Annotated in this window: 18 protein-coding genes and 1 tRNA gene; all 19 read left to right on the plus strand. The window is 51.7% G+C overall.

Annotated elements, in window-relative coordinates; all coding sequences use genetic code 11:
* Positions 1-395 precede the first annotated feature (395 nt).
* The 19 genes from JW984_12165 (at position 396) to gap (ending at position 19,240) form a co-directional block, all read left to right on the plus strand.
* Positions 396-1,490 carry an AAA family ATPase gene (locus JW984_12165; protein MBN1573943.1) on the plus strand — a complete coding sequence of 365 codons (1,095 nt, stop codon included), beginning with the start codon at positions 396-398 and terminating at the stop codon, positions 1,488-1,490.
* A gap of 182 nt (positions 1,491-1,672) precedes the next feature.
* Positions 1,673-1,748 (plus strand) — tRNA-Gly (locus tag JW984_12170).
* A 228-nt stretch (positions 1,749-1,976) separates the two neighbouring features.
* Positions 1,977-2,468, plus strand: coding sequence for a ribosome maturation factor RimP (locus JW984_12175; GenBank protein MBN1573944.1), 492 nt, complete (start codon positions 1,977-1,979; stop codon positions 2,466-2,468).
* Between the two features lie 177 nt (positions 2,469-2,645).
* A complete protein-coding gene (gene nusA, locus JW984_12180) occupies positions 2,646-4,133 on the plus strand; it encodes a transcription termination/antitermination protein NusA (protein MBN1573945.1) in 1,488 nt (495 codons plus the stop codon).
* Positions 4,134-4,243: 110 nt separating this feature from the next.
* A complete protein-coding gene (infB, locus tag JW984_12185) occupies positions 4,244-6,982 on the plus strand; it encodes a translation initiation factor IF-2 (protein ID MBN1573946.1) in 2,739 nt (912 codons plus the stop codon).
* Between the two features lie 22 nt (positions 6,983-7,004).
* On the plus strand, positions 7,005-7,289 hold the full coding sequence (locus JW984_12190) for a DUF503 domain-containing protein (GenBank protein MBN1573947.1): 285 nt from the start codon (positions 7,005-7,007) through the stop codon (positions 7,287-7,289).
* Positions 7,290-7,652 (plus strand): 30S ribosome-binding factor RbfA, encoded by a 363-nt coding sequence (rbfA, locus tag JW984_12195; protein ID MBN1573948.1) that lies wholly within the window; start codon positions 7,290-7,292, stop codon positions 7,650-7,652.
* 5 nt (positions 7,653-7,657) lie between these two features.
* Positions 7,658-8,656, plus strand: coding sequence for a bifunctional oligoribonuclease/PAP phosphatase NrnA (locus tag JW984_12200; protein MBN1573949.1), 999 nt, complete (start codon positions 7,658-7,660; stop codon positions 8,654-8,656).
* Between the two features lie 2 nt (positions 8,657-8,658).
* Positions 8,659-9,642 carry a tRNA pseudouridine(55) synthase TruB gene (truB, locus tag JW984_12205; protein MBN1573950.1) on the plus strand — a complete coding sequence of 328 codons (984 nt, stop codon included), beginning with the start codon at positions 8,659-8,661 and terminating at the stop codon, positions 9,640-9,642.
* 18 nt (positions 9,643-9,660) lie between these two features.
* The gene (rpsO, locus tag JW984_12210) at positions 9,661-9,930 is read left to right on the plus strand and encodes a 30S ribosomal protein S15 (protein ID MBN1573951.1); all 270 of its coding nucleotides are present in this window, start codon (positions 9,661-9,663) and stop codon (positions 9,928-9,930) included.
* 33 nt (positions 9,931-9,963) lie between these two features.
* A complete protein-coding gene (gene pnp / locus JW984_12215) occupies positions 9,964-12,087 on the plus strand; it encodes a polyribonucleotide nucleotidyltransferase (GenBank protein MBN1573952.1) in 2,124 nt (707 codons plus the stop codon).
* Positions 12,088-12,089: 2 nt separating this feature from the next.
* Positions 12,090-13,337: an insulinase family protein gene (locus JW984_12220; protein ID MBN1573953.1), complete on the plus strand. Its 1,248-nt coding sequence runs from the start codon at positions 12,090-12,092 to the stop codon at positions 13,335-13,337.
* Between the two features lie 63 nt (positions 13,338-13,400).
* Positions 13,401-13,727, plus strand: coding sequence for a peptide chain release factor-like protein (locus JW984_12225; GenBank protein ID MBN1573954.1), 327 nt, complete (start codon positions 13,401-13,403; stop codon positions 13,725-13,727).
* Positions 13,717-15,072 carry a M20/M25/M40 family metallo-hydrolase gene (locus JW984_12230; GenBank protein ID MBN1573955.1) on the plus strand — a complete coding sequence of 452 codons (1,356 nt, stop codon included), beginning with the start codon at positions 13,717-13,719 and terminating at the stop codon, positions 15,070-15,072. The genes JW984_12225 and JW984_12230 overlap by 11 nt, the downstream gene beginning before the upstream one ends.
* Before the next feature lie 62 nt (positions 15,073-15,134).
* Positions 15,135-15,347: a hypothetical protein gene (locus JW984_12235; protein ID MBN1573956.1), complete on the plus strand. Its 213-nt coding sequence runs from the start codon at positions 15,135-15,137 to the stop codon at positions 15,345-15,347.
* Positions 15,348-15,369: 22 nt separating this feature from the next.
* The gene (locus JW984_12240) at positions 15,370-16,416 is read left to right on the plus strand and encodes an SPASM domain-containing protein (GenBank protein ID MBN1573957.1); all 1,047 of its coding nucleotides are present in this window, start codon (positions 15,370-15,372) and stop codon (positions 16,414-16,416) included.
* Between the two features lie 140 nt (positions 16,417-16,556).
* Positions 16,557-17,384, plus strand: a complete 828-nt coding sequence (locus JW984_12245; protein ID MBN1573958.1) for an NAD-dependent deacylase — start codon at positions 16,557-16,559, stop codon at positions 17,382-17,384.
* 232 nt (positions 17,385-17,616) lie between these two features.
* Positions 17,617-17,874, plus strand: coding sequence for a hypothetical protein (locus JW984_12250; GenBank protein MBN1573959.1), 258 nt, complete (start codon positions 17,617-17,619; stop codon positions 17,872-17,874).
* A 358-nt stretch (positions 17,875-18,232) separates the two neighbouring features.
* On the plus strand, positions 18,233-19,240 hold the full coding sequence (gene gap, locus JW984_12255; protein ID MBN1573960.1) for a type I glyceraldehyde-3-phosphate dehydrogenase: 1,008 nt from the start codon (positions 18,233-18,235) through the stop codon (positions 19,238-19,240).
* Positions 19,241-19,296: the final 56 nt, after the last annotated feature.

Below are 19,296 nucleotides of genomic sequence, written 5' to 3' on the forward strand. Positions count from 1 at the left end.
GGGCGGGTTTAGAGTCGGGGGGATGAAAGGTGTGGCTGGTCGGCCGCAGGGGGGATAAGCTTCGAGTCCGGGATTGATAAAGGGGGTTGGTCGTTTGCTGGGAGGATGGGCTTCAGCTCCGGAGAAGATAAAGGGGGTTGGTCGGTTTTATGAGCATTTCATTTATTTTTCCGAAAAATATTATATAATACTGTAATAGCTGCCGACAATCCGCTCGTTTAGGGTGAGGTACATAATTAAAGGGGCGAGGGAATTCATAAAGATTTTTGGTAAAGAGTTGAAAATTTCTTGTCTTGCTTGTCAATAAATAGGAAACCTTTTTAACGCTTCATAGTGCCTTTCTCGAAGGCGAGGTTTTTTTGGTGTAAAGAGACCTATAAATACCGTTTCTAAAGATGCAACATTACGAATATTACGGCTTGAAGTTGGATCCGTTTTCCAACACGCCGGACAACAGGTTTTATTACGAGAGCGCCCAGCATACCACCGCCCTGGCAAAGCTCCTGTATGTCGCCCAGTCGATGAAGGGCCTTGCAATTCTCTTGGGGGACGTTGGGACGGGCAAGACCACCCTTGCCAGAAAGCTCCTTATGTCCCTTCCCGAAGACAGGTTCGAGGCCTCGATGCTTGTTATCATCCACTCCGGGATCACGGCGGACTGGCTCCTCAAGAAGATCGCGACCCAGCTCGGTGTCGAGAGTCCAAACGATGACAAGATGAAGCTTTTGAGTCAGCTCTATGAAAGGCTTGTTGAAATACAGGAGGAGGGAAGATCGGCGCTGATCCTTGTTGACGAGGCTCAGATGCTGAAAGACAGGTCGATCATGGAGGAGTTCAGGGGGCTCTTGAACCTCGAGATTCCGGGCAGAAAGTTCATATCGTTTATCTTTTTCGGGCTTCCCGAGATGGAAGAAAACCTGAGGCAGGATGAGCCCCTCAACCAGAGGGTTGCGGTTCGATACGAGCTGGGGTGTTTCCACTTCAAATCCACCGAAAACTACATAAAACACAGGTTGAGGGTGGCCGGCGCAAAAAAGATGCTTTTTACCAGGGAGGCGGTCCAGGTAATCCAGACCTTTTCCAAGGGGATCCCGAGGCTCATAAACAATATATGCGACAATGCCCTTCTGGAAGGTATGTTGAAAAAGCTTGATGTAATAGGGAGGGAGATAATAGAAAACGTCGCAAGGGAGCTGGGCCTCAGGGCGGCGTCAAAGGAGCTGTTGAAACAATTGGAGTCTCAGAAGATAATTCCGATCCCTATTCCCCAGGAGTTTGTACGGCCCAAGCTCGAGGCCGAGCATATCGATGAATTGGGGGATATGGGATTGATTGCCAGACAGAGAAACGACTCCGCTCCTATAACCCGGGGGGCGATGAACCTTCAAGCAGAGGATAATTTGATCGTTGCAAAGAAGCCGGAAGTGAAAGATCAAGGTGGAAGTGATGTGGATATAGACAAGCTTCTGGACGCCCTGGAGATAGACTAAGAAAGCGGTCAGGGACCCGTTTCAATCGCGTCTTGAACGTTCTTGAAGGGTCCCTTTTCCGTTTGAATATGGTTGAATATAGAAATAAGTGATAAAAATATTGACTTTCTTGGCAATATTAAATATAATTTAAGGTTAAATAGAGGGTTTGACAGCTTATTACGGTGTCAATTCTTAATTTTGCGGGCATAACTCAGATGGTAGAGTGTAAGCTTCCCAAGCTTAAAGTCGCGGGTTCGATCCCCGTTGCCCGCTCCAGTTTAAGACAGCGAAAGGGCCGTTAGATTGATGTATTTGGTATCGCTCTTTTTGTTGAATATTGTCTCTGTTTTAATAGACGATGTTAGTGCGCATTCTTAGGTGATATGGAGTTTTGGGTCTGCTTTTTAAAGGGCGGGCTCTTAAGGCCCGCTTTTTTTATTTTTAGGGTCTTTGCGATAGTTTTTTAGGCTTTGACAAAGCGAATCGGTCGGGTAGGCTGTTATCTTGGAACAGGAAGGGATATTTGAAGGACTGGAGGGAGTCCTCTGGCGCATAGGCGAAAAGGCGTGTGACCTTCACGGTCTTTCCTTGGTGGAGCTCGAGGTTCAAAGGGGGAAGGGGAAGTGGCTCGTGAGGTTTTACATCGACCGCGAGGGTCCCGAGGGGGGCGGTGTGGACGTGGAAGATTGCGCCGAAGTAAGCAGGGCCATCAGCAAGATGCTCGACGCCAAGGATCCGATCGATTCCCCGTATACCATGGAGGTCTCTTCGCCGGGATTGGAAAGGCCCTTGAGGAGGGAGGAAGATTTCAGGGCGTATACGGGAAGTGAGGTCAAAATCAGGGTCAGGGAGCCTCTTAAAGAGAGGAAAAATTTTACTGGGACTATCTTGGGTGTGTCGGGGGAGGGTGTGTTGATAAGGGAGGGGACGGAAGAGGAGCTCTCAATCCCTCTGAAAAATATTAAGAGAGCAAGGCTCATATATAGATATGAGTAAAAGCGACATGATTAAAAAGCGGTATGATTAAGCGTCAAAATGATTGAATGATACTCGTGAAAAGGTTATATAGAATAAGGGTTTTATAGACGACGGAAATTGGGGGGAAATGAAATACAGGGTTTTTTTTAGAGTTATTATAATTGAAGGCATTACATATTTTGGAGGATTCTTAAGGTGAAACCGGCCGCAGGGCAGACTATGCAATACTACAGCCTTAACAACGTCTTGGAGCAGATCGAAAAGGAGAAGGGCATATCCAAGGAGGTTCTGATCGAGGCTATCGAGTCGGCGCTCCTCACCGCCGCCAAGAAGAAGTATGGGACCTTGAGGGAGATCGAGGCCACCTTCAACAATGAGCTTGGCGAGGTCGAGCTTTTTGAATTCAAGGAGGTAGTAGAGGAGGTCACAGATCCCGAAAACGAGCTCTCCATCGAGGAAGCCCATAAATCAGATCCGGACGCTGTAATCGGAGACAGCCTCGGCTTCAAGATGGATATCTCCGACTTCGGAAGGATTGCCGCCCAGACCGCAAAGCAGGTGATAATCCAGAAGGTGAGGAACGCCGAGAGGGAGAATATTTACGACGAATACCACGAAAAGGTAAACGAGCTGATCACCGGAATGGTACAGCGCTTCGAACGCGGTCAAATATACGTCAATCTTGGCAGGGCCGAGGCGATCATCCCCCAGAAGGAGCAGGTACCCCGGGAGGGTTACCGTCAGGGGGACAGGATTAGGGCCTATATCCTCGAGGTGCTGAAGGAATCGAAGGGCCCCCAGATAATCCTCTCCAGGACCCACCCCGGTCTTTTGATAAAGCTCTTCGAGCTTGAAGTCCCAGAGATAAGCGAGGGGATAGTCAGGATAATGGGCGCCTCGAGAGAGGCGGGGGAACGCTCCAAGATAGCGGTTTACTCCAGAGACAAGGATGTGGACCCGGTGGGGGCCTGTGTCGGAATAAAGGGATCCAGGGTTCAGAGCATCGTCCAGGAACTGAGGGGCGAGAAGATCGATATAGTCCCATGGAACGAAGAACCGGTCAAGTTTGTCTGCAACGCCCTCTCCCCGGCTGAGGTCAGCGAGGTGGTGATAGATGAGGACGAGCACAGCATGGAGATTATCGTCGAGGACGATCAGCTCTCCCTCGCAATAGGCAAAAAGGGACAGAATGTGCGCCTCGCCTCAAAGCTTGTGGGGTGGAGGCTGGACATCAAGAGCTCCTCGAAGAGGGAAAAGCAGTTCGCCGAGGCGATCTACTCCCTGGGCGCGCTCCCAGGGGTGGGCCTTGCGACGGCGGAGATACTCTATCAGGAAGGGATTACATCCCCCGAGGGCGTCGTGAACGCGGGCCTCGAATTTCTCTCGAATATCCCGCACCTTGGACATAAAACCGCCGAGAAGCTCTACAATTCGGCGTTGGAGATAGTCAAGGGGGAAGGGGCCGCGGCCGAGGCGGTGGAAGATAAGGCGTCGGTCTCCCTCGTGAATTTGGAGGGGGTCGGGGAAAAGACGAGGGAGCTCCTTATTTCGGGGGGATTCGATGACGTAAAGAAGATCGCCGAGAGCAGCATAGACGAGCTGAGCAAGATCGAAGGAATCGGACAGAAGAAGGCAGAGAGTATCATAGAGTCCGCCAAGAAGCTTCTGGACGGCGAATCTTGACAATAAAGAGGCAATCACAGATTTTTGTAAATTTCATCGTGGTATTCATAATAGTATTAATATAGGTCTTAAATGTAACGCAGTGTCAGAGAAAACGGGGTAATTCTTTTATGGCAAAGATGAAAGTCTTTGAACTTGCAAGAAAGTTAAAGGTGGACGACGGAGCGCTCCTGTTGAAGATTCAGGAGATGGGCATAGACATCGACGACCCGGAAATGATCCTTGAACCGGAAGAGGTAAAAATTCTCGAGGACAAGATCATCAAGGAGAAGGGCGCCGATGTGGTCGAAGAGAGGATAAAACCCACCGTAATAAGAAGGAGAGCCAAGAAGAAGCCCCAGGAGCGTGTTGTACAGGAGGGCATGGAGGAAGAGGAAAAGGAGGCGGCCGAAGATGTTGAGGTGGCTGAAGGTGAGGTTGAGGCCGTGTCCAAGGGGGAGGAGGAAAGGAAGCTGGAGGACAAAAGAGAGATAAGGAGGAGAGAGTCTGAAAAGGCAGAGAGGGCCGATGAGAGGGAGATGCCAAAAAAGGCGGATAAAGAGATTAAGGCGAAGGAGGAGTTAAAAACTGCTGAAGAATCTACGCCTAAGATCGAAGACATTCCGGTTGAGGGAGGGGATAGAGCAGATAAGGCTGCGAAAGCGCCGGAAGTTAAGGGAGAGAGGGTCTTAAGGAAAAGGCTGAAGACCGTTTCCAAAGATGAGATTACCGAGATTTTAAGGCCCAAGGTAATTCAGAAGCCTACGAAGGAGGATATCCTCCACGGAAAAGACAAAAAGTTCAAGAGAGATAAAGGGGAGAAGGAAGGATCACCCTCTGTTGTTGGTACGGCCCCGGCCCCCGCAAAGAAGGAGGCGGAGAAGAGAAGGAAAAAGAAGAAGCGTCAACAGGAAGATGTTTCAATGGAGCCCCAGAAGAGGTCGCTCAAGAAGAGAGAGATCTTGATAAGGACCGATGATGCCGTTAAATGGGACGAGGGCAAGCAGTTCAGGGAAGAGAAGAAGAGGAAAAAGCCGAAGAAGAAGGAGGCAAAGGCCGCAAAACCGGCAAAGAAGGTCTTTAAAAAGCCCCTGATTACCACTCCCAAGGCGAGTAAGCGGGTTATCAAGATAGAGGAGGTAATCAGCGTGGGAGAGCTGGCCAGGAAGATGGGGGTAAAGGCGGCGGACATTATTAAGAAGTTAATGGAATTAGGAGTAACGACCACCTCTATAAACAACGTCATAGATATGGACACGGCCTCCCTCGTGGCGCAGGATTACGAGTACGAGGTGGAAAATGTCGCGTTTGAGGAAGAATCGATAATAAAGGAAGTCGACGACAGGAGGGAGGACCTGGTCTTAAGGCCCCCCGTTGTGACTATAATGGGGCATGTGGATCACGGCAAAACGACGCTGCTGGACGCTATTCGGCAGACCAACGTCGTGGGAGGGGAGCTTGGGGGGATAACCCAGCACATCGGTGCATATGAGGTCGACATTGCCGACAAGAAGATCGTATTTCTGGATACACCAGGCCATAAGGCCTTTACCACCATGCGGGCCAGGGGGGCCGAGGTTACAGATATTGTCGTCTTGGTCGTAGCGGCGGACGACGGTGTGATGCCGCAGACGGTTGAGGCGATAAATCATGCAAAGGCCGCCGGCGTTCCGATCATAGTCGCTGTGAACAAAATAGACAAGCCGGAGGCAAATCCTTCAAAGATAAAGAAAGGTCTAATTGAGTACGGCCTCATCACGGAAGAGATGGGGGGGGATACCATTTTCGTTGAAATATCGGCCAAGGAGAAGAAGAATCTCAACGGGCTTTTGGAAATGATCGCTATTCAGGCCGAGGTTCTGGAGCTCAGCGCAAATCCGAACAAGCATGCCAGGGGAGTGGTTATTGAGGCGAAGCTTGACAGGGGACGGGGACCTATAGCGACGGTTTTGATCAAAGAGGGGACGCTGAAGGTTGGAGATCATTTTGTAATGGGTCTCTACGGCGGGAGGGTAAGGGCCCTCATCAACGATAAGGGGGAAAATGTAGAAAGCGCGGGACCTTCCATCCCCACAGAGGTCCTCGGTCTTGGTGGAGTGCCGAATGCCGGTGATCCGATGATAGTGGTCGAAAGCGAAAGAGACGCGAAGGAGATAGCGGGCCACCGGCAGATGAGATCACGGGAAAAGGAGATGGTGGTGCCGCAGGCAAAGGTAACCCTCGAAGACCTGTATGAAAGGATCAAGAGGGAGGGCAAACAGGAGCTCAACCTGATTATAAAGGCCGACGTTCAGGGGTCTGCCGAGGCGCTGTCTGAAAATCTCATCAATCTCTCTACCGATGAAATAAAGGTCGTGATCATCCACGGAGCCACGGGAAGTATCACGGAGTCGGACGTCATACTGGCATCCGCCTCCGATGCGATAGTTATCGGTTTTTCGGTTCGTCCAGAGCCGAAGGTTGCCGAGCTGGCGGAAAAGGAGAACGTGGAGATCAAGCTCTACAATGTCATCTACGACTGTGTGGATGATATCAAAAAGGCGCTGACCGGAATGCTCGCGCCGAAGTATGTAGAGAAGACCCTGGGAAGGGCCGAGGTCAGGGAGATTTTTAATGTGCCCAAAATAGGCGCCGTGGCGGGAAGCTATGTTATTGACGGAAAGATACTCCGTGGATCGAATGTTCGTCTGATCAGGAATGACGAGGTGGTTTTCAAGGGCAAGATGTCTTCGTTGAGGCGGTTCAAGGAGGACACCAAGGAAGTTGCCAGCGGTTACGAATGTGGAATAAAGATAGATAACTTCAACGATATACAGCCTAAAGATATCATCGAGGCCTACGAGATTGAGGAAGTAGCCCGGGAGTTGTAAAATGGTTGTGGGAGTAGGTCGGATGGAGTTTTTTATTCATCACGCTGACTCTTTGAAGTCCAAAAGGCGGGTGGTTAAAAGGCTGGTTTCTTTGATAAAAAATAAATTCAATGCGGCCTGTGCGGAAGTCGCCGGGGGGAACCTCTGGCAGAGGACCGTGATAGGGGTGGCCGTTCTGGGGAATGACGCGTCTTTTGTCAACTCCCATTTGGACAAGATAGTTAACTATGCGGAGTCCCTCGATCTGGCGGAGATGATAAACCACCAGATCGAAATATTGAGCTACTCCGACGGAGATTTTCTTTAATTGAAAAAAAGCGGCTCAAGGCGTATCGAGAGGCTGAAGGATCTGATATTGGAAGAGGTCTCCAGGGTGCTACTCATGGAGGTCAAAGACCCCAGGATAGGGATGGTTACGGTGACCGGGGTTGAGTTGTCTCAGGACATAAGGATAGCCCGTTTTTTTTATTGCGTGGGAAAGGACGCGGACGGTTCATTGATTAAGGATACCCAGAAGGGCCTGGAAAGCGCATCCGGATTCATCAGGAGCACATTGGCGGCCAATCTTAATCTCAAGAGAACCCCGGAGATCTTTTTTGTGTATGATAAAACTCTGGATTACGGGGAAAAGATCGATAAAATATTAGAAGATTTGAAGGAAGAGTCCTGATTTCCATGCTGAGAGAAATTTCCAGGGTTATCGACGATGCGGAAAGCTTTTTTTTGACTAGTCACCTGAATCCGGACGGTGATGCCATAGGCTCGATTTTGGCTTTCAAGGGCATTTTAAACAAATTGGGCCACGACCCTGTATTGTACATGGAAGACCCCGTGCCTGAGAATTTCAAGTTTCTCCCCGGCTCGGATAAAATAATCCATCATATGAATGGAATAAGTGGGAGGACGTTTGATCTCGCGATCGTCGTTGACAGCACCGATTGGATGAGGACCGGAGGGCCTTTTGAGCCTGAGGTAAATTTCAGAAAGGTTATCAATATAGATCACCACAAGTCCAACACCAATTTTGGGGATATCAATCTCGTTAAAACGGAGGCGTCCGCCACAAGCGAGATAATATACGATTTATTGAATGTTATGGGGCTTCCCCTGAGTCTCGAGGTGGCCACCTGCATATATGCCGGTATCATGACCGACACCGGCTCTTTTACATATTCCAACACCAACGACCGGGCCTTTGGCATATCGGAAAAGCTCGTCAAGGTGGGGGTGGTCCCTGACGCCATTGCGGAAGAGGTGAACGAGAACTATTCCGTGTCCCGACTTCTCCTGTTGAAGATGGCGCTGGACACACTGGAGTTCAGCGCCGATAAAAGGATCGGGGCGATGACGATATCGCAGGAGATGTTTAAAAAGACAGACAGCGGCCCCCACATTATCGAGGGATTTATCGACTACCCGAGATTCGTCTCCGGCGTAAAGGTCGCCATCCTTTTTCGTGAGCTTTCCGGCGGCGGGAAGTACAAGGTAAGCTTCAGATCGAGAAATCCGCTGGATGTTTCAAGGATCGCCGGCGCCTTCGGCGGGGGCGGTCACATGAACGCCTCCGGCTGCACGGTCGAGGGAAATCTCCTTGATGTCAAGGCCGAGGTCTTCAAGGTCGTGGAAGCGGAGCTTAAAAAAAAACGGCGGAATGAAGAAAAGCGGGGGAGTTGAAGATGTCTAAGGACGGGATCCTGATAGTCGACAAGCCCGCCGGGCTTACTTCCCACGATGCGGTTATGAGGGTCAAGAAGGCTCTCTCGGCAAAGAAGGTCGGCCACACCGGCACCCTCGATCCGTTTGCCACCGGTGTCCTCGTCATGGGGATAAACCAGGGGACCAAGCTGATCCCCTTTCTGGACAAGACCGACAAGGCGTACCGAGGGGTGATCGTATTGGGGATGGCCACTGACACCTACGACTCCACGGGGGAGATTGTCGAGAGATGCGATGAGGCGGATATTGAGGGGGTATCCGAGGAGGATATAAGAAAGGCGGTAGGGTCCTTCGCCGGGACGATAAGACAGCGTCCGCCCGTCTATTCGGCCCTGAAGGTCGACGGGGTGAGGCTTTACAAGCTTGCAAGGAGCGGGGTCACGGTTGACGTTGAGGAGAGGGAGGTAAAGATTTTTTCCATCGAGCTTGTCGACTACACCAGGCCCAGGATCACGATCGACGCCACGTGCTCCCCTGGGACCTACATCCGCTCCCTGGCCGTGGATATAGGAAAGGCCCTTGGACTGCCGGCCCACCTCGAGGGCCTTAAGAGGACGCGATCCGGCCCCTTCTCAATCGAGGAATCGACGGCACTTAAGGAGTTTGCGGTTTTGGGGGATGCAAGGGGAGGCGGCAACGGGAAGAGGGGGCCCAAAGGATGGTCTAAGGTCATCGGGTTAAGGGAGGCCGTGGGAGACATGATGGAGATATCGATAAACGAGGGGCAGGCGAATCAGGTGGTGAACGGCGCTCCCCTACTCTTCGATAAAGGGCTTTTTGAGGATAGGGTTTCCGGGGGAAAGGGGGATGCATATGATATCCCCGGCGCGGTCGTAAAGTTGATATATAACGAGAAGCTGCTGGCCCTGGCCAGAGTGGTTATAAAAAGTAAGGCTGAAAGAGAAAACAAAATGAATCTAAAGCCTTTCAAGGTTTTTCATTGATTAAGGGGAGATAACAACATGTCTTTGGCGAGAGAGACTAAAAACGAAGTTATCAATAATTTTAAGAAGCATGATTCCGATACCGGTTCTCCGGAGGTTCAGATTGCCCTCTTAACCGAGAGGATAAACGGGCTGACGGAGCATTTCAAGACCCACAAAAAGGATCATACTTCAAGGCGCGGGCTTTTGAAGATGGTCGGCCACAGAAGAAGACTTTTAGAGTATCTCAAGAAAAAAGATATCGAGAGATACCGGAAGCTTATAGAGAGGCTGGGCATCAGAAAATAGCTCCGCATAGAATATTTAGGAGCAAAAAAGTAAATGACAAAAGCTACAGAAAAGAGAGTGGATTTTTACGGGCGTCCGTTTTCCCTCGAGACGGGGAAGCTTGCAAAGCAGGCGGACGGGACCGTAATGGTAAAGTATGGAGATTCGAGGGTCCTCGTTACGGCTGTTTCTCTCGATTCCACCAAAGAGGGAACCGATTTTCTGCCATTGACGGTGGAATATCAGGAGATGACGTACGCCGCGGGCAAGATCCCCGGCGGATTTTTCAAGAGGGAGGGGAGGCCCAGCGAGAAGGAGATTCTCACCTGCCGTATCATCGACAGGCCGGTTCGGCCCCTTTTTCCCGATGGCTACAATTTTGAGACCCAGATAATAGCGACCGTCCTTTCGGTGGACAGTGACAACGACCCGGACATAATGGCGCTCACCGGGGCATCATGTGCCCTTTCCATTTCGGATATCCCATTTCACGGCCCGATAGCGGCGGTGAGGGTCGGCAGGGTAAACGGGGATTTCATCATAAATCCGGGCGAGGACGAGCTGGAGATAAGCGAGATGGATCTCGTGGTCGCCGGAAGCAGGGACAGCGTCGTGATGGTCGAGGGGAAGTTCAAGGAGACCGATGAGTCGGTCGCCCTTGAGGCGATCTTCAAGGCCCACGAGGCCATTCAGCCTCTGATAGATATGCAGTATGAGCTGATGGAGGAGGTGGGAAAGAAGAAGAGGGAATTCGAGGAGCGGCCTTTCGGGAAGGACTATTTTTCCGACGCGGAGGAAAAGAACAGCAAAAAGATTTCCGAGGCGCTTAAGATCAGAATCAAGCGGGAGCGAAACGGCGCCCTCGGTCAATTGAAGGCCGACTATATTGATACCCTCGGCGTAGAGGAAGACGCCTCGAAGATAATGGAGGCCTCATCCGCCTTTGATAATGCCGAGAAAAAGGTCATGAGATCGATCGTCCTCAACGACGGTGTCAGGATAGACGGCAGGAAGTTTGACGAGATCAGAGATATAGATATAGAGGTGGGCTTTCTCCCCAGGACGCACGGCAGCGCCCTCTTTACAAGGGGCGAGACCCAGTCTCTATCCACGGCTACCTTGGGTACTTCCCAGGACGAACAGCGGATAGACGCCTTGCGCGGTGAGAGCACGAAATCCTTCATGCTTCACTACAACTTCCCGCCGTTTTCGGTCGGGGAGGCGAGGTTCCTTAGGGGACCGAGCAGGAGGGAGATAGGTCACGGCGCCTTAGCCGAGAGGGCCATCTCCGGGGTGCTCCCCGAAGAGGAGGGATTTCCCTATACGATCCGTATCGTCTCCGAGATCCTCGAGTCGAACGGTTCCTCGTCCATGGCCACCGTATGCGGGGCGAGCCTTTCGCTCATGGACGCCGGGGTGCCGATCAGAAAGCACGTGGCCGGGATAGCCATGGGTCTCATCAAGGAGGGAGACAGGGTCGCGGTTCTCTCCGACATCATGGGGGACGAAGACCACGCGGGGGACATGGACTTCAAGGTAGCGGGGACCGACAGCGGAATCTCGGCCCTCCAGATGGATATAAAGATCAAGGGGGTCGACAGGGAGATTCTGGGAAAGGCCCTCGATCAGGCAAAGGAGGGAAGGCTTTTCATCCTGAAAAAGATGATGGATGCCATCGAAAGGCCGAGGCCCGACCTGTCTAAATACGCCCCAAGGATACTGACGATACACATCAATCCGGACAAGATTCGGGACATCATCGGCCCCGGGGGCAAGATCATCAGGGGGATTATAGCCGAGACCGGGGCGAAGATAGAGGTGACCGACGACGGCAGGGTGGATATCGCAACCCACGACGAGGAGGCCGCAAGAAAGGCCGTCTCCATAATCGAAAACCTGACCAAGGAGGCCGAGATCGGGCAGATCTACGAGGGGAGGGTAGTCAAGATTATGGATTTCGGGGCCTTCGTGGAGATCCTGCCGGGCGTGGACGGCCTTGTCCACATATCCCAACTCGACCATCACCGGGTCAATCAGGTCACGGACGTCCTGAAAGAGGGGGATATCGTAAGGGTAAAAGTCATAGACATCGACAGGGAGGGGAGGATCAAGCTTTCCAGAAAGGACGCCCTGAAAGATGAGGGGCCGAGCCCCAGGGACAAGAGACGACCTCAATAAATATGTTTAGAAAAAGCGAAATCGGGGGGGGAATAACTTTCCTCTCCGAATATATCCCCTATGTCCACAGCGTTTCGATGGGTATCTGGGTCAAGTCCGGCTCAATATTTGACCACAAGGAGACGGCCGGAATCGCCCACTTCGTCGAGCACATGATCTTCAAGGGCACCGAGAAGAGAACATCCTTTGACATCGCCAGGGAGATCGATGACGTCGGCGGACACCTGAACGCATACACCTCAAAGGAATACACCAGTTTCTACGTAAAGGTCTTGAAGGAAGACCTAAAGCTTGCCATTGACGTAATCAGCGATATCTTCAAAAACTCCACCTTTCCGAAAGACGAGCTGAACCGGGAAAAGGACGTGGTGATCCAGGAGATCAAGATGGTGGAGGACACCCCGGACGAGTACATCCACGACCTCGCCTTCAAAAATATGTGGGGGGGGCACTCCCTCGGTTATTCCATTCTTGGTGAGATAGAAACCGTAAGCTCCTTCGATCGGGATACCCTCTTTGAATACAGGAGTGCCCACCACACGAGGGACAACATAATAGTCGGCCTCGTTGGAAATTTCGACATTAACCAGGCGGAAGGTTTCTTGAACACTGCCTTCGGCGGCATCGGCCAAGGAGTGCCTAATGATATATCCTGTCCCGTCTTCGCGCCGGGGAGGATAATTAAAGGGCGGGATACAGAGCAGGTCCACACACTAATCACCTTTCCAGCCCTCCCCTATTCCCATCCGAAGAGGTACGCCCAGTATATCCTGAATACGGTCTTGGGCGGCGGGATGAGCTCAAGGCTCTTTCAGGAGATAAGGGAAAAAAGGGGGCTCGCCTATTCCGTCTATTCGTTTCTCTCTTCGTTCAAGGAGGTGGGTACCCTGGGGGTCTACGCCGGAACGGACAAGAGGTCGGTTGCGGAATTGATGGACGTGATGACCGGGGAGGTTGTGAAGATGAACAGAATCCCCCTGACCGACGGCGAACTCAACTCCGCCAAGGGACAGATAAAGGGTAACCTGCTGTTGAGTATGGAGAGCACCGACTCCCGGCTTTCGAGGATGGTCAGAAACGAGATATTCTTCAAAAGGCAGGTCAACGCTGACAAGATAATCGATAGAATAGACAGTATCACCCCCGACGACGTAATCGATGTTGCAAGAGAGATCATCGACACGGAAAGTATGTGCTGTGTCTTTATGGGGCCGATAACCGAAGAGGACGTGCCCGGCGTTTTCAATTGAGACAGGTTTTAAAGGATATTCATGGGTGAGAAGGAAGGGGGGAAACCCCTTTTTTTATAAGGGATGTTTAGAAAAAAAGACATTCAGGTTGAGTACTTCAGGGCGTCCGGCCCAGGGGGCCAGCGGAGAAATAAGAAGGACACGGCGGTGAGGGTGACCCACCTGCCCACTGGGATAAGGGCGGTGGGGACCGAGAGCAGGTACAGGAGCAGAAACCTGAGGGCCGCCCTGATGCGTCTTGGAGAAAAGCTGGATTTGCGGAGCCGCAAGACGAGGCCGAGGCTTCCCACCCGAACCCCAAGGCGCGCCGAGGAGAGGCGCCTTTTGGGGAAGAGGCTTATCGGGGAAAAAAAGTCAATGAGAGGTAAGGTCACGGCCCATGAAGATTGAGGACCGAAAAATAGGAATCGACTGGGAGGAGATAGGAAGGGAGGCCGCAAAAATCCTCTCCGATTATATTAAGATCAGGACCGTAAATCCCCCCGGAGACGAGGAGGAGGCGGCCCGGTTCCTCGAATCGATATTGAAGAGGGAGGGGATAGAGCCCCTGATAATGAGGTCTGCGCCAAGGCGGGCCAACTTAATATCCAGGCTCTCGGCGAAAATCTCCGGCGGCGATACCTCGGGACTTATCCTCCTCTCCCATATCGACGTCGTGCCGGTGGAGGAGGACAAGTGGGAGAGGGACCCCTTCGGAGGCGAGATCGTTGACGGCCATATCTGGGGGAGGGGGGCCGTTGACGACAAGGGGATGGGTGTAATGAACCTGATGGCGACAATCCTCGTAAAGCGTATAGGGATAGAGTTAAAGAGAGACCTGGTCTTTCTCGCCACCGCCGACGAGGAGACGGGGGGAAAATACGGCGCGGGGTACATGGTTAAGGAACAGAGGGAGAGGCTCAAAGGGAAATACCTCTTGAACGAGGGGGGGGCGATAGTGACCGACGCCCTGCCCAAGGGAAGGCCCCTCGTAACCGTCGGGGCCGGGGAGAAGGGGCCGCTTTGGCTCAAGCTCAAGAGGAGGGGGACGCCCGGGCACGGCTCCGTTCCGCTTCCCGACAACGCCGTGCTTCGCCTCTCGGAGGCGCTGTTGAGGATCGAGAGGGGAAAAAGGCCCGTAATCTTCAGCGATGTAATGGTCGATTTTGCGGCCGGCCTGGGGGACGGTATGGGTGGTATAAAGGGGGGCGTTTTGAGGTTGACCGCGCTCCCACCCCTTCGGGGCCTGATAGGAAATATTATGGGCAAAAATCTATCCATAGGCGCAATGATGAGGGATACGGTAAGCGTTACCACATTTAACGCCGGCGTCAAGGAGAACGTCATCCCGGACGAGGCGGCGGCAACCTTGGACAACAGGCTCCTGCCGGGGACGGACAAGTCGGAATACCTCGACTGGATCAAAAAGACGATGAAGGACGATTCGATAGAAATCGAGGAGATATTTCACAGCCCGGCGTCCCGGTCGCCGGTCGATACGGACTTTTACGGCTCCGTAAAAGCAGTGGCGCAGGATATGTATCCGGACGTGACGGTCGTCCCGATGGTGACATCGAGCTTTACCGATTCCCGCTTCTTCAGGGATATCGGGATGGTCTCCTACGGATTAATCCCGGCTGAGCTTACAACGGAAGAGCTCGCGGCTATTCACGGCCACAACGAGAGGATAAGCGAGAGATCGCTTACAAACGGCGTGAAGTTCGTCTACAACCTCATCCTGAAGCTCTGTGCCTAAGTCGGGGAAATTCTCTTGGGGGGACTGACGGTTTTTGAAATAAAACATGCGAGGGATTTTCATTGGACTATATTAAAATAACGACCGGCCTCTTCGTCATATTGAATCCCTTTGTGTTGATCCCCGTATTCTTGAGTCTCGCCGGCCAGATAGAAAGGCTCCTCGGCCACAACGGCCTCAAGGTCTTGGGCCGTATAATGGGGATCATTCTCCTTGCGGTTTCCGTGGATTTTCTGATCTTCGGAATTCGCCAGGCATTTGACCTGACTTCATGATTTTATAGGAAAGCGGTTCGTTTTGATTAACGGTGATAGGGCGGTAACAAACAGCAGGCTGAACGACGAGGAGAGGGCAAGCGGGGCGACGGCCTTAAAGTCGTATCCGAAGATCCTCCAGGTGGAGATAAGCGCCTCCTGCAATCTCAAGTGCAATATCTGCGCGAGAAACGAGTTCGAGTACGGGCCCGGTAACCTCCCGATTGACCTTTTCAGATCCCTCGCATTCTTGTTTCCTTACCTCGAAAAGCTGATCCTCCACGGATACGGGGAACCCCTCGCCCACCCGGAGTTCGCAAAGATCATGGAGATCGTGGCCCCGTACTCATGTCACAAGTCCTTTTACACAAACGGAACGCTTCTTACGGAGGAGAAGTCCCGAAATATAATCGCCGGCGGGATAGACGAGGTTACCGTCTCCATCGATTCCCCCGTCAAGGAGACCTTCGAGGCGATAAGGACCGGGGCGTCGTTTGACAGGGTGAAGAAAAATGTGGAGAGGCTTGTTGAAATGAGAAACGGCACCGGCGGGATGAAGCCCAAGGTGGTAATCGCGGCGGTGGCCATGGTCGATAACGTTGACGAATTACCTTCGCTTGTGGATTTTGTAAATGATATAGGCGCCGATGCGGTGGAGATAAACTACCTCATAGCGTACAAGGAGCCTCTTGTCAAGAGGAGCCTCTTCTTCGACAAGGATGGGGCAAACGCCGCACTGAAAGAGGTAAAAGCCCGCTGCGAAGCCCTGGGGATCGAGGCGAGGCTTCCCGATTCGTTTTTGACCGGAAACGGAAAAAAGGAGAGAACCCCTGAAAAGATGTGTCCCCGCCCCTACGACTTCGCCTACGTGGGATACGATGGGAACGTCAGGCCCTGTTGTTTCCCCCTCCTCTATCTCGGGAATATCGTTAAGGACCCTTTTTCAGATATTTGGAACAACAAGAAATATCAGAAGTTGAGGAGGTCGTTCAACGAGAATCGTCCCCCCTCCTTCTGTCGGGAGTGCCTCTCCGGGACATACACCGACGTAAACAGTGAGAAGTGTCATATATCCTGCAGGCTGGGGTGATTAATTGATTAAATCTGTCTTCGGATGAACTATTCAACGGCTTAAGAGGTTCGTCTTGTACTCCATCTTTTTTTCTTGTCATCGTCCGCCTACTGTGATAATTCTTTGGGCTGAGGATAGACTTTAAGAGGAACCATACGATGAAAGACCTGATCAAAAGGGCGGCATGGGACATCTTCGGCGCCCAGCACGTGGTGGCGTTGACCGGCGCAGGCGTGTCCACCGAGTCGGGCATCCCCGATTTCAGGAGCCCGGGCGGCCTCTGGGAAAAATACGATCCGATGGAGTTCATGTATGACCGTTTCATCTCGGACCCGAAGAGGATATGGGAGATGAGCACCAAGATGAAGCACGAGGGCGATCTCGACATGGCCGAGGCGAAGCCGAATCCGGCCCACATCGCCCTTGCGGAGTTGGAGGCAATGGGTTTTATCAAGTGCGTAATCACCCAAAACGTGGACAACCTCCATCAAAAGGGTGGGAGCAAAGACGTAATCGAGTTTCACGGAAACCTCCTGTTCGGCCGCTGCATCAGTTGTTCCCTGCGGTTTTCGCTTTCCGAGGTCGAGGAGATCATAGCCAAAAACGGCCTTCCCCCGAGGTGCAAAAAGTGCGAGGGTATCTTGAAGCCGGACGCCGTATTCTTCGGCGAGCCTATACCGCCGGAGGCCCTCCAGAGGTCGATTAGCGAGGCTAAAAAGGCGGACGTGATGATAGTGGCCGGGACTTCAGCGGTGGTCTATCCAGCGGCGGAGCTGCCCTTCGTCGCAAAGAGGGGGGGCGGATTCTTCTCCACATCAGTTACGGAGCCGTCTCCGAACGTCGGTGCCGTGGTTATCGAGGTCAACGATGAGCCGACGCAGCTGACGGGAAGGGTGTCTGACTACCTGATTCAGGGAAAGGTCGGCACGATCCTCCCGGAGATAGTCGAGGAGGTAAAGGCGCTTATGAAGGATAAGACACATTAACGGCCCCATTTTAGGACAAATGTGTCAGAATTGACACACACATGTGTCAGCTGTGACATAAAATCCGTCAAAAAATTCAACACCTTGTCTTGGCTTTCTTAACTACCTAATATCATTGAAATCTTTTCTATGAAAAAAGGGCTGTTGTGGCAAGGATTTTGCTACTTATACAATACAGCGGACAGCCTGGCAGTGGGTTTTTTTTAGTATTATCGGGAGTTCTTCAAAAAAAATGGTTGCAGACAGCAAGAAGGTAGACATACAAAAATCGGTAAACGGCAAGGTTAACGGGAATGGGAAACTTCTCGGTAACGGGGGCCTTAACCACTGCGCCAATGGGAACTCCAAGGGAATGGATCTTCTCGCTAAGACGATGTACCGGGAGTTGAAAAAGAACGGGTACGACCCGGGCCAAATCCTCGACTTCTCCGGGAAACTGGTCGGCTTTGTACACGAAGACATTACCTCAACAGGCAAAGAGCATAAATAAAAGGACGATACCCCCCCCACCCCATCTCGCCCCCCCACTTTCTATCCAATCTAAAATATACTGAAAATGCTTTATTAAAAACGGGATTCTTTTTATAGTCAGCCTAATAGCGTAAAAAAACACAAATCAAGGGTAAGATTCTTTCGGCAATAAATCCGCAATCAAGTATAATGTTTCTATAAAATAAAACATAGTCGGTGATATAAATACAAATCTCGCCGTCCTGCCAAGACAAATACAAAAAATATCGATTCAATAATAGCTCAAGGGGAATTGTACCACTGTATTTGTTGGTTGTTTTTTATTGTTGACTGATAAAAAAAAATGTGATAAAAATCGACTTTTCGGAGGTAACAATATGAATCTGAAAGTTGGCATAAACGGTTTCGGCCGCGTTGGAAGATATTGTTTGAGGGTTATTCTCGAAAGAAAAAACATCGATGTTGTCGCAGTAAACAGTCGCGCGGAATCCAGGATTCTCGCCCACCTTTTGAAATACGATTCCATCCACGGTGTTTACGATAAAGATATTAAATACGACGATAATTCCATCACGGTCGATGGGAAGAAGATCGCTATAGTTCGGGAGACGGGAGACCTTGCGAAGATAGGCTGGGGAGATCTGGGCGCCGATATCGTGCTCGAATCAACGGGGAAATTCAGAAAACGGAGCGAGGCGGAAGGACACCTTGCCGGAGGGGCAAAAAAGGTCTTGATTGCGGCGCCGGGAAAGAACGTGGACGCAACCTTAGTGATCGGCGTAAATGAAGATACATATGACCCGAAATCTCACCACGTTATTTCAAACGCGTCGTGCACCACAAACTGCCTGGCCCCGATAGTTAAAATTCTTAACGACAGCTTCGGGATCGAGCGGGGCCTTATGACCACGGTTCACTCATACACGATGGATCAGCGCTTATTGGACGGCTCCCATAAAGACTTGAGAAGGGCGAGGGCGGCGGCGCTTTCCATCGTCCCCACAACCACGGGGGCCGCGGCGGCCGTTTCTCTGGTGATCCCGGAGCTCTCGGGAAAGCTCGACGGGATGGCCCTTCGAGTCCCTACGCCCAACGTGTCTTTGGTCGATTTCACCGCCCAGTTGAAAAAAACCGCGGATGTGAACGAAATAAACTCAGCCGTGAAGAAAGCCGCCGACGGGAAGATGAAGGGGATCGTGAAATACACCGAGGAGGAGCTGGTCTCCATCGACTACCAGTCCTCGCCCTATTCATCCATTTTTGACGCAAAGCTCACGTCCGCCATCGAGGGTGGATTGATAAAGGTGATAGCCTGGTACGACAACGAGAGCGGCTACAGCGAGAGGCTTGTAGATCTCACGAGCTACGTCGGGGAGAGGCTGTAAACTCAAAACCGAAAGGCCCCCGAGGATACTTGAATCGTGTTTTTAGATTGATGGGA

This window comes from Candidatus Zymogenus saltonus (assembly GCA_016929395.1).
In the GTDB taxonomy this organism is placed as follows: Bacteria; Desulfobacterota; Zymogenia; order Zymogenales; family Zymogenaceae; genus Zymogenus; species Zymogenus saltonus.

What these genes read in the sequence shown, in the direction of transcription:
- JW984_12165 (MBN1573943.1), top strand. Translation starts at nt 396, where the DNA reads ATGCAACATTACGAATATTACGGCTTGAAGTTGGATCCGTTTTCCAAC.
- infB (MBN1573946.1), top strand. Translation starts at nt 4,244, where the DNA reads ATGGCAAAGATGAAAGTCTTTGAACTTGCAAGAAAGTTAAAGGTGGAC.
- JW984_12190 (MBN1573947.1), top strand. Translation starts at nt 7,005, where the DNA reads ATGGAGTTTTTTATTCATCACGCTGACTCTTTGAAGTCCAAAAGGCGG.
- JW984_12200 (MBN1573949.1), top strand. Translation starts at nt 7,658, where the DNA reads ATGCTGAGAGAAATTTCCAGGGTTATCGACGATGCGGAAAGCTTTTTT.
- truB (MBN1573950.1), top strand. Translation starts at nt 8,659, where the DNA reads ATGTCTAAGGACGGGATCCTGATAGTCGACAAGCCCGCCGGGCTTACT.
- rpsO (MBN1573951.1), top strand. Translation starts at nt 9,661, where the DNA reads ATGTCTTTGGCGAGAGAGACTAAAAACGAAGTTATCAATAATTTTAAG.
- pnp (MBN1573952.1), top strand. Translation starts at nt 9,964, where the DNA reads ATGACAAAAGCTACAGAAAAGAGAGTGGATTTTTACGGGCGTCCGTTT.
- JW984_12220 (MBN1573953.1), top strand. Translation starts at nt 12,090, where the DNA reads ATGTTTAGAAAAAGCGAAATCGGGGGGGGAATAACTTTCCTCTCCGAA.
- JW984_12225 (MBN1573954.1), top strand. Translation starts at nt 13,401, where the DNA reads ATGTTTAGAAAAAAAGACATTCAGGTTGAGTACTTCAGGGCGTCCGGC.
- JW984_12230 (MBN1573955.1), top strand. Translation starts at nt 13,717, where the DNA reads ATGAAGATTGAGGACCGAAAAATAGGAATCGACTGGGAGGAGATAGGA.
- JW984_12245 (MBN1573958.1), top strand. Translation starts at nt 16,557, where the DNA reads ATGAAAGACCTGATCAAAAGGGCGGCATGGGACATCTTCGGCGCCCAG.
- JW984_12250 (MBN1573959.1), top strand. Translation starts at nt 17,617, where the DNA reads ATGGTTGCAGACAGCAAGAAGGTAGACATACAAAAATCGGTAAACGGC.
- gap (MBN1573960.1), top strand. Translation starts at nt 18,233, where the DNA reads ATGAATCTGAAAGTTGGCATAAACGGTTTCGGCCGCGTTGGAAGATAT.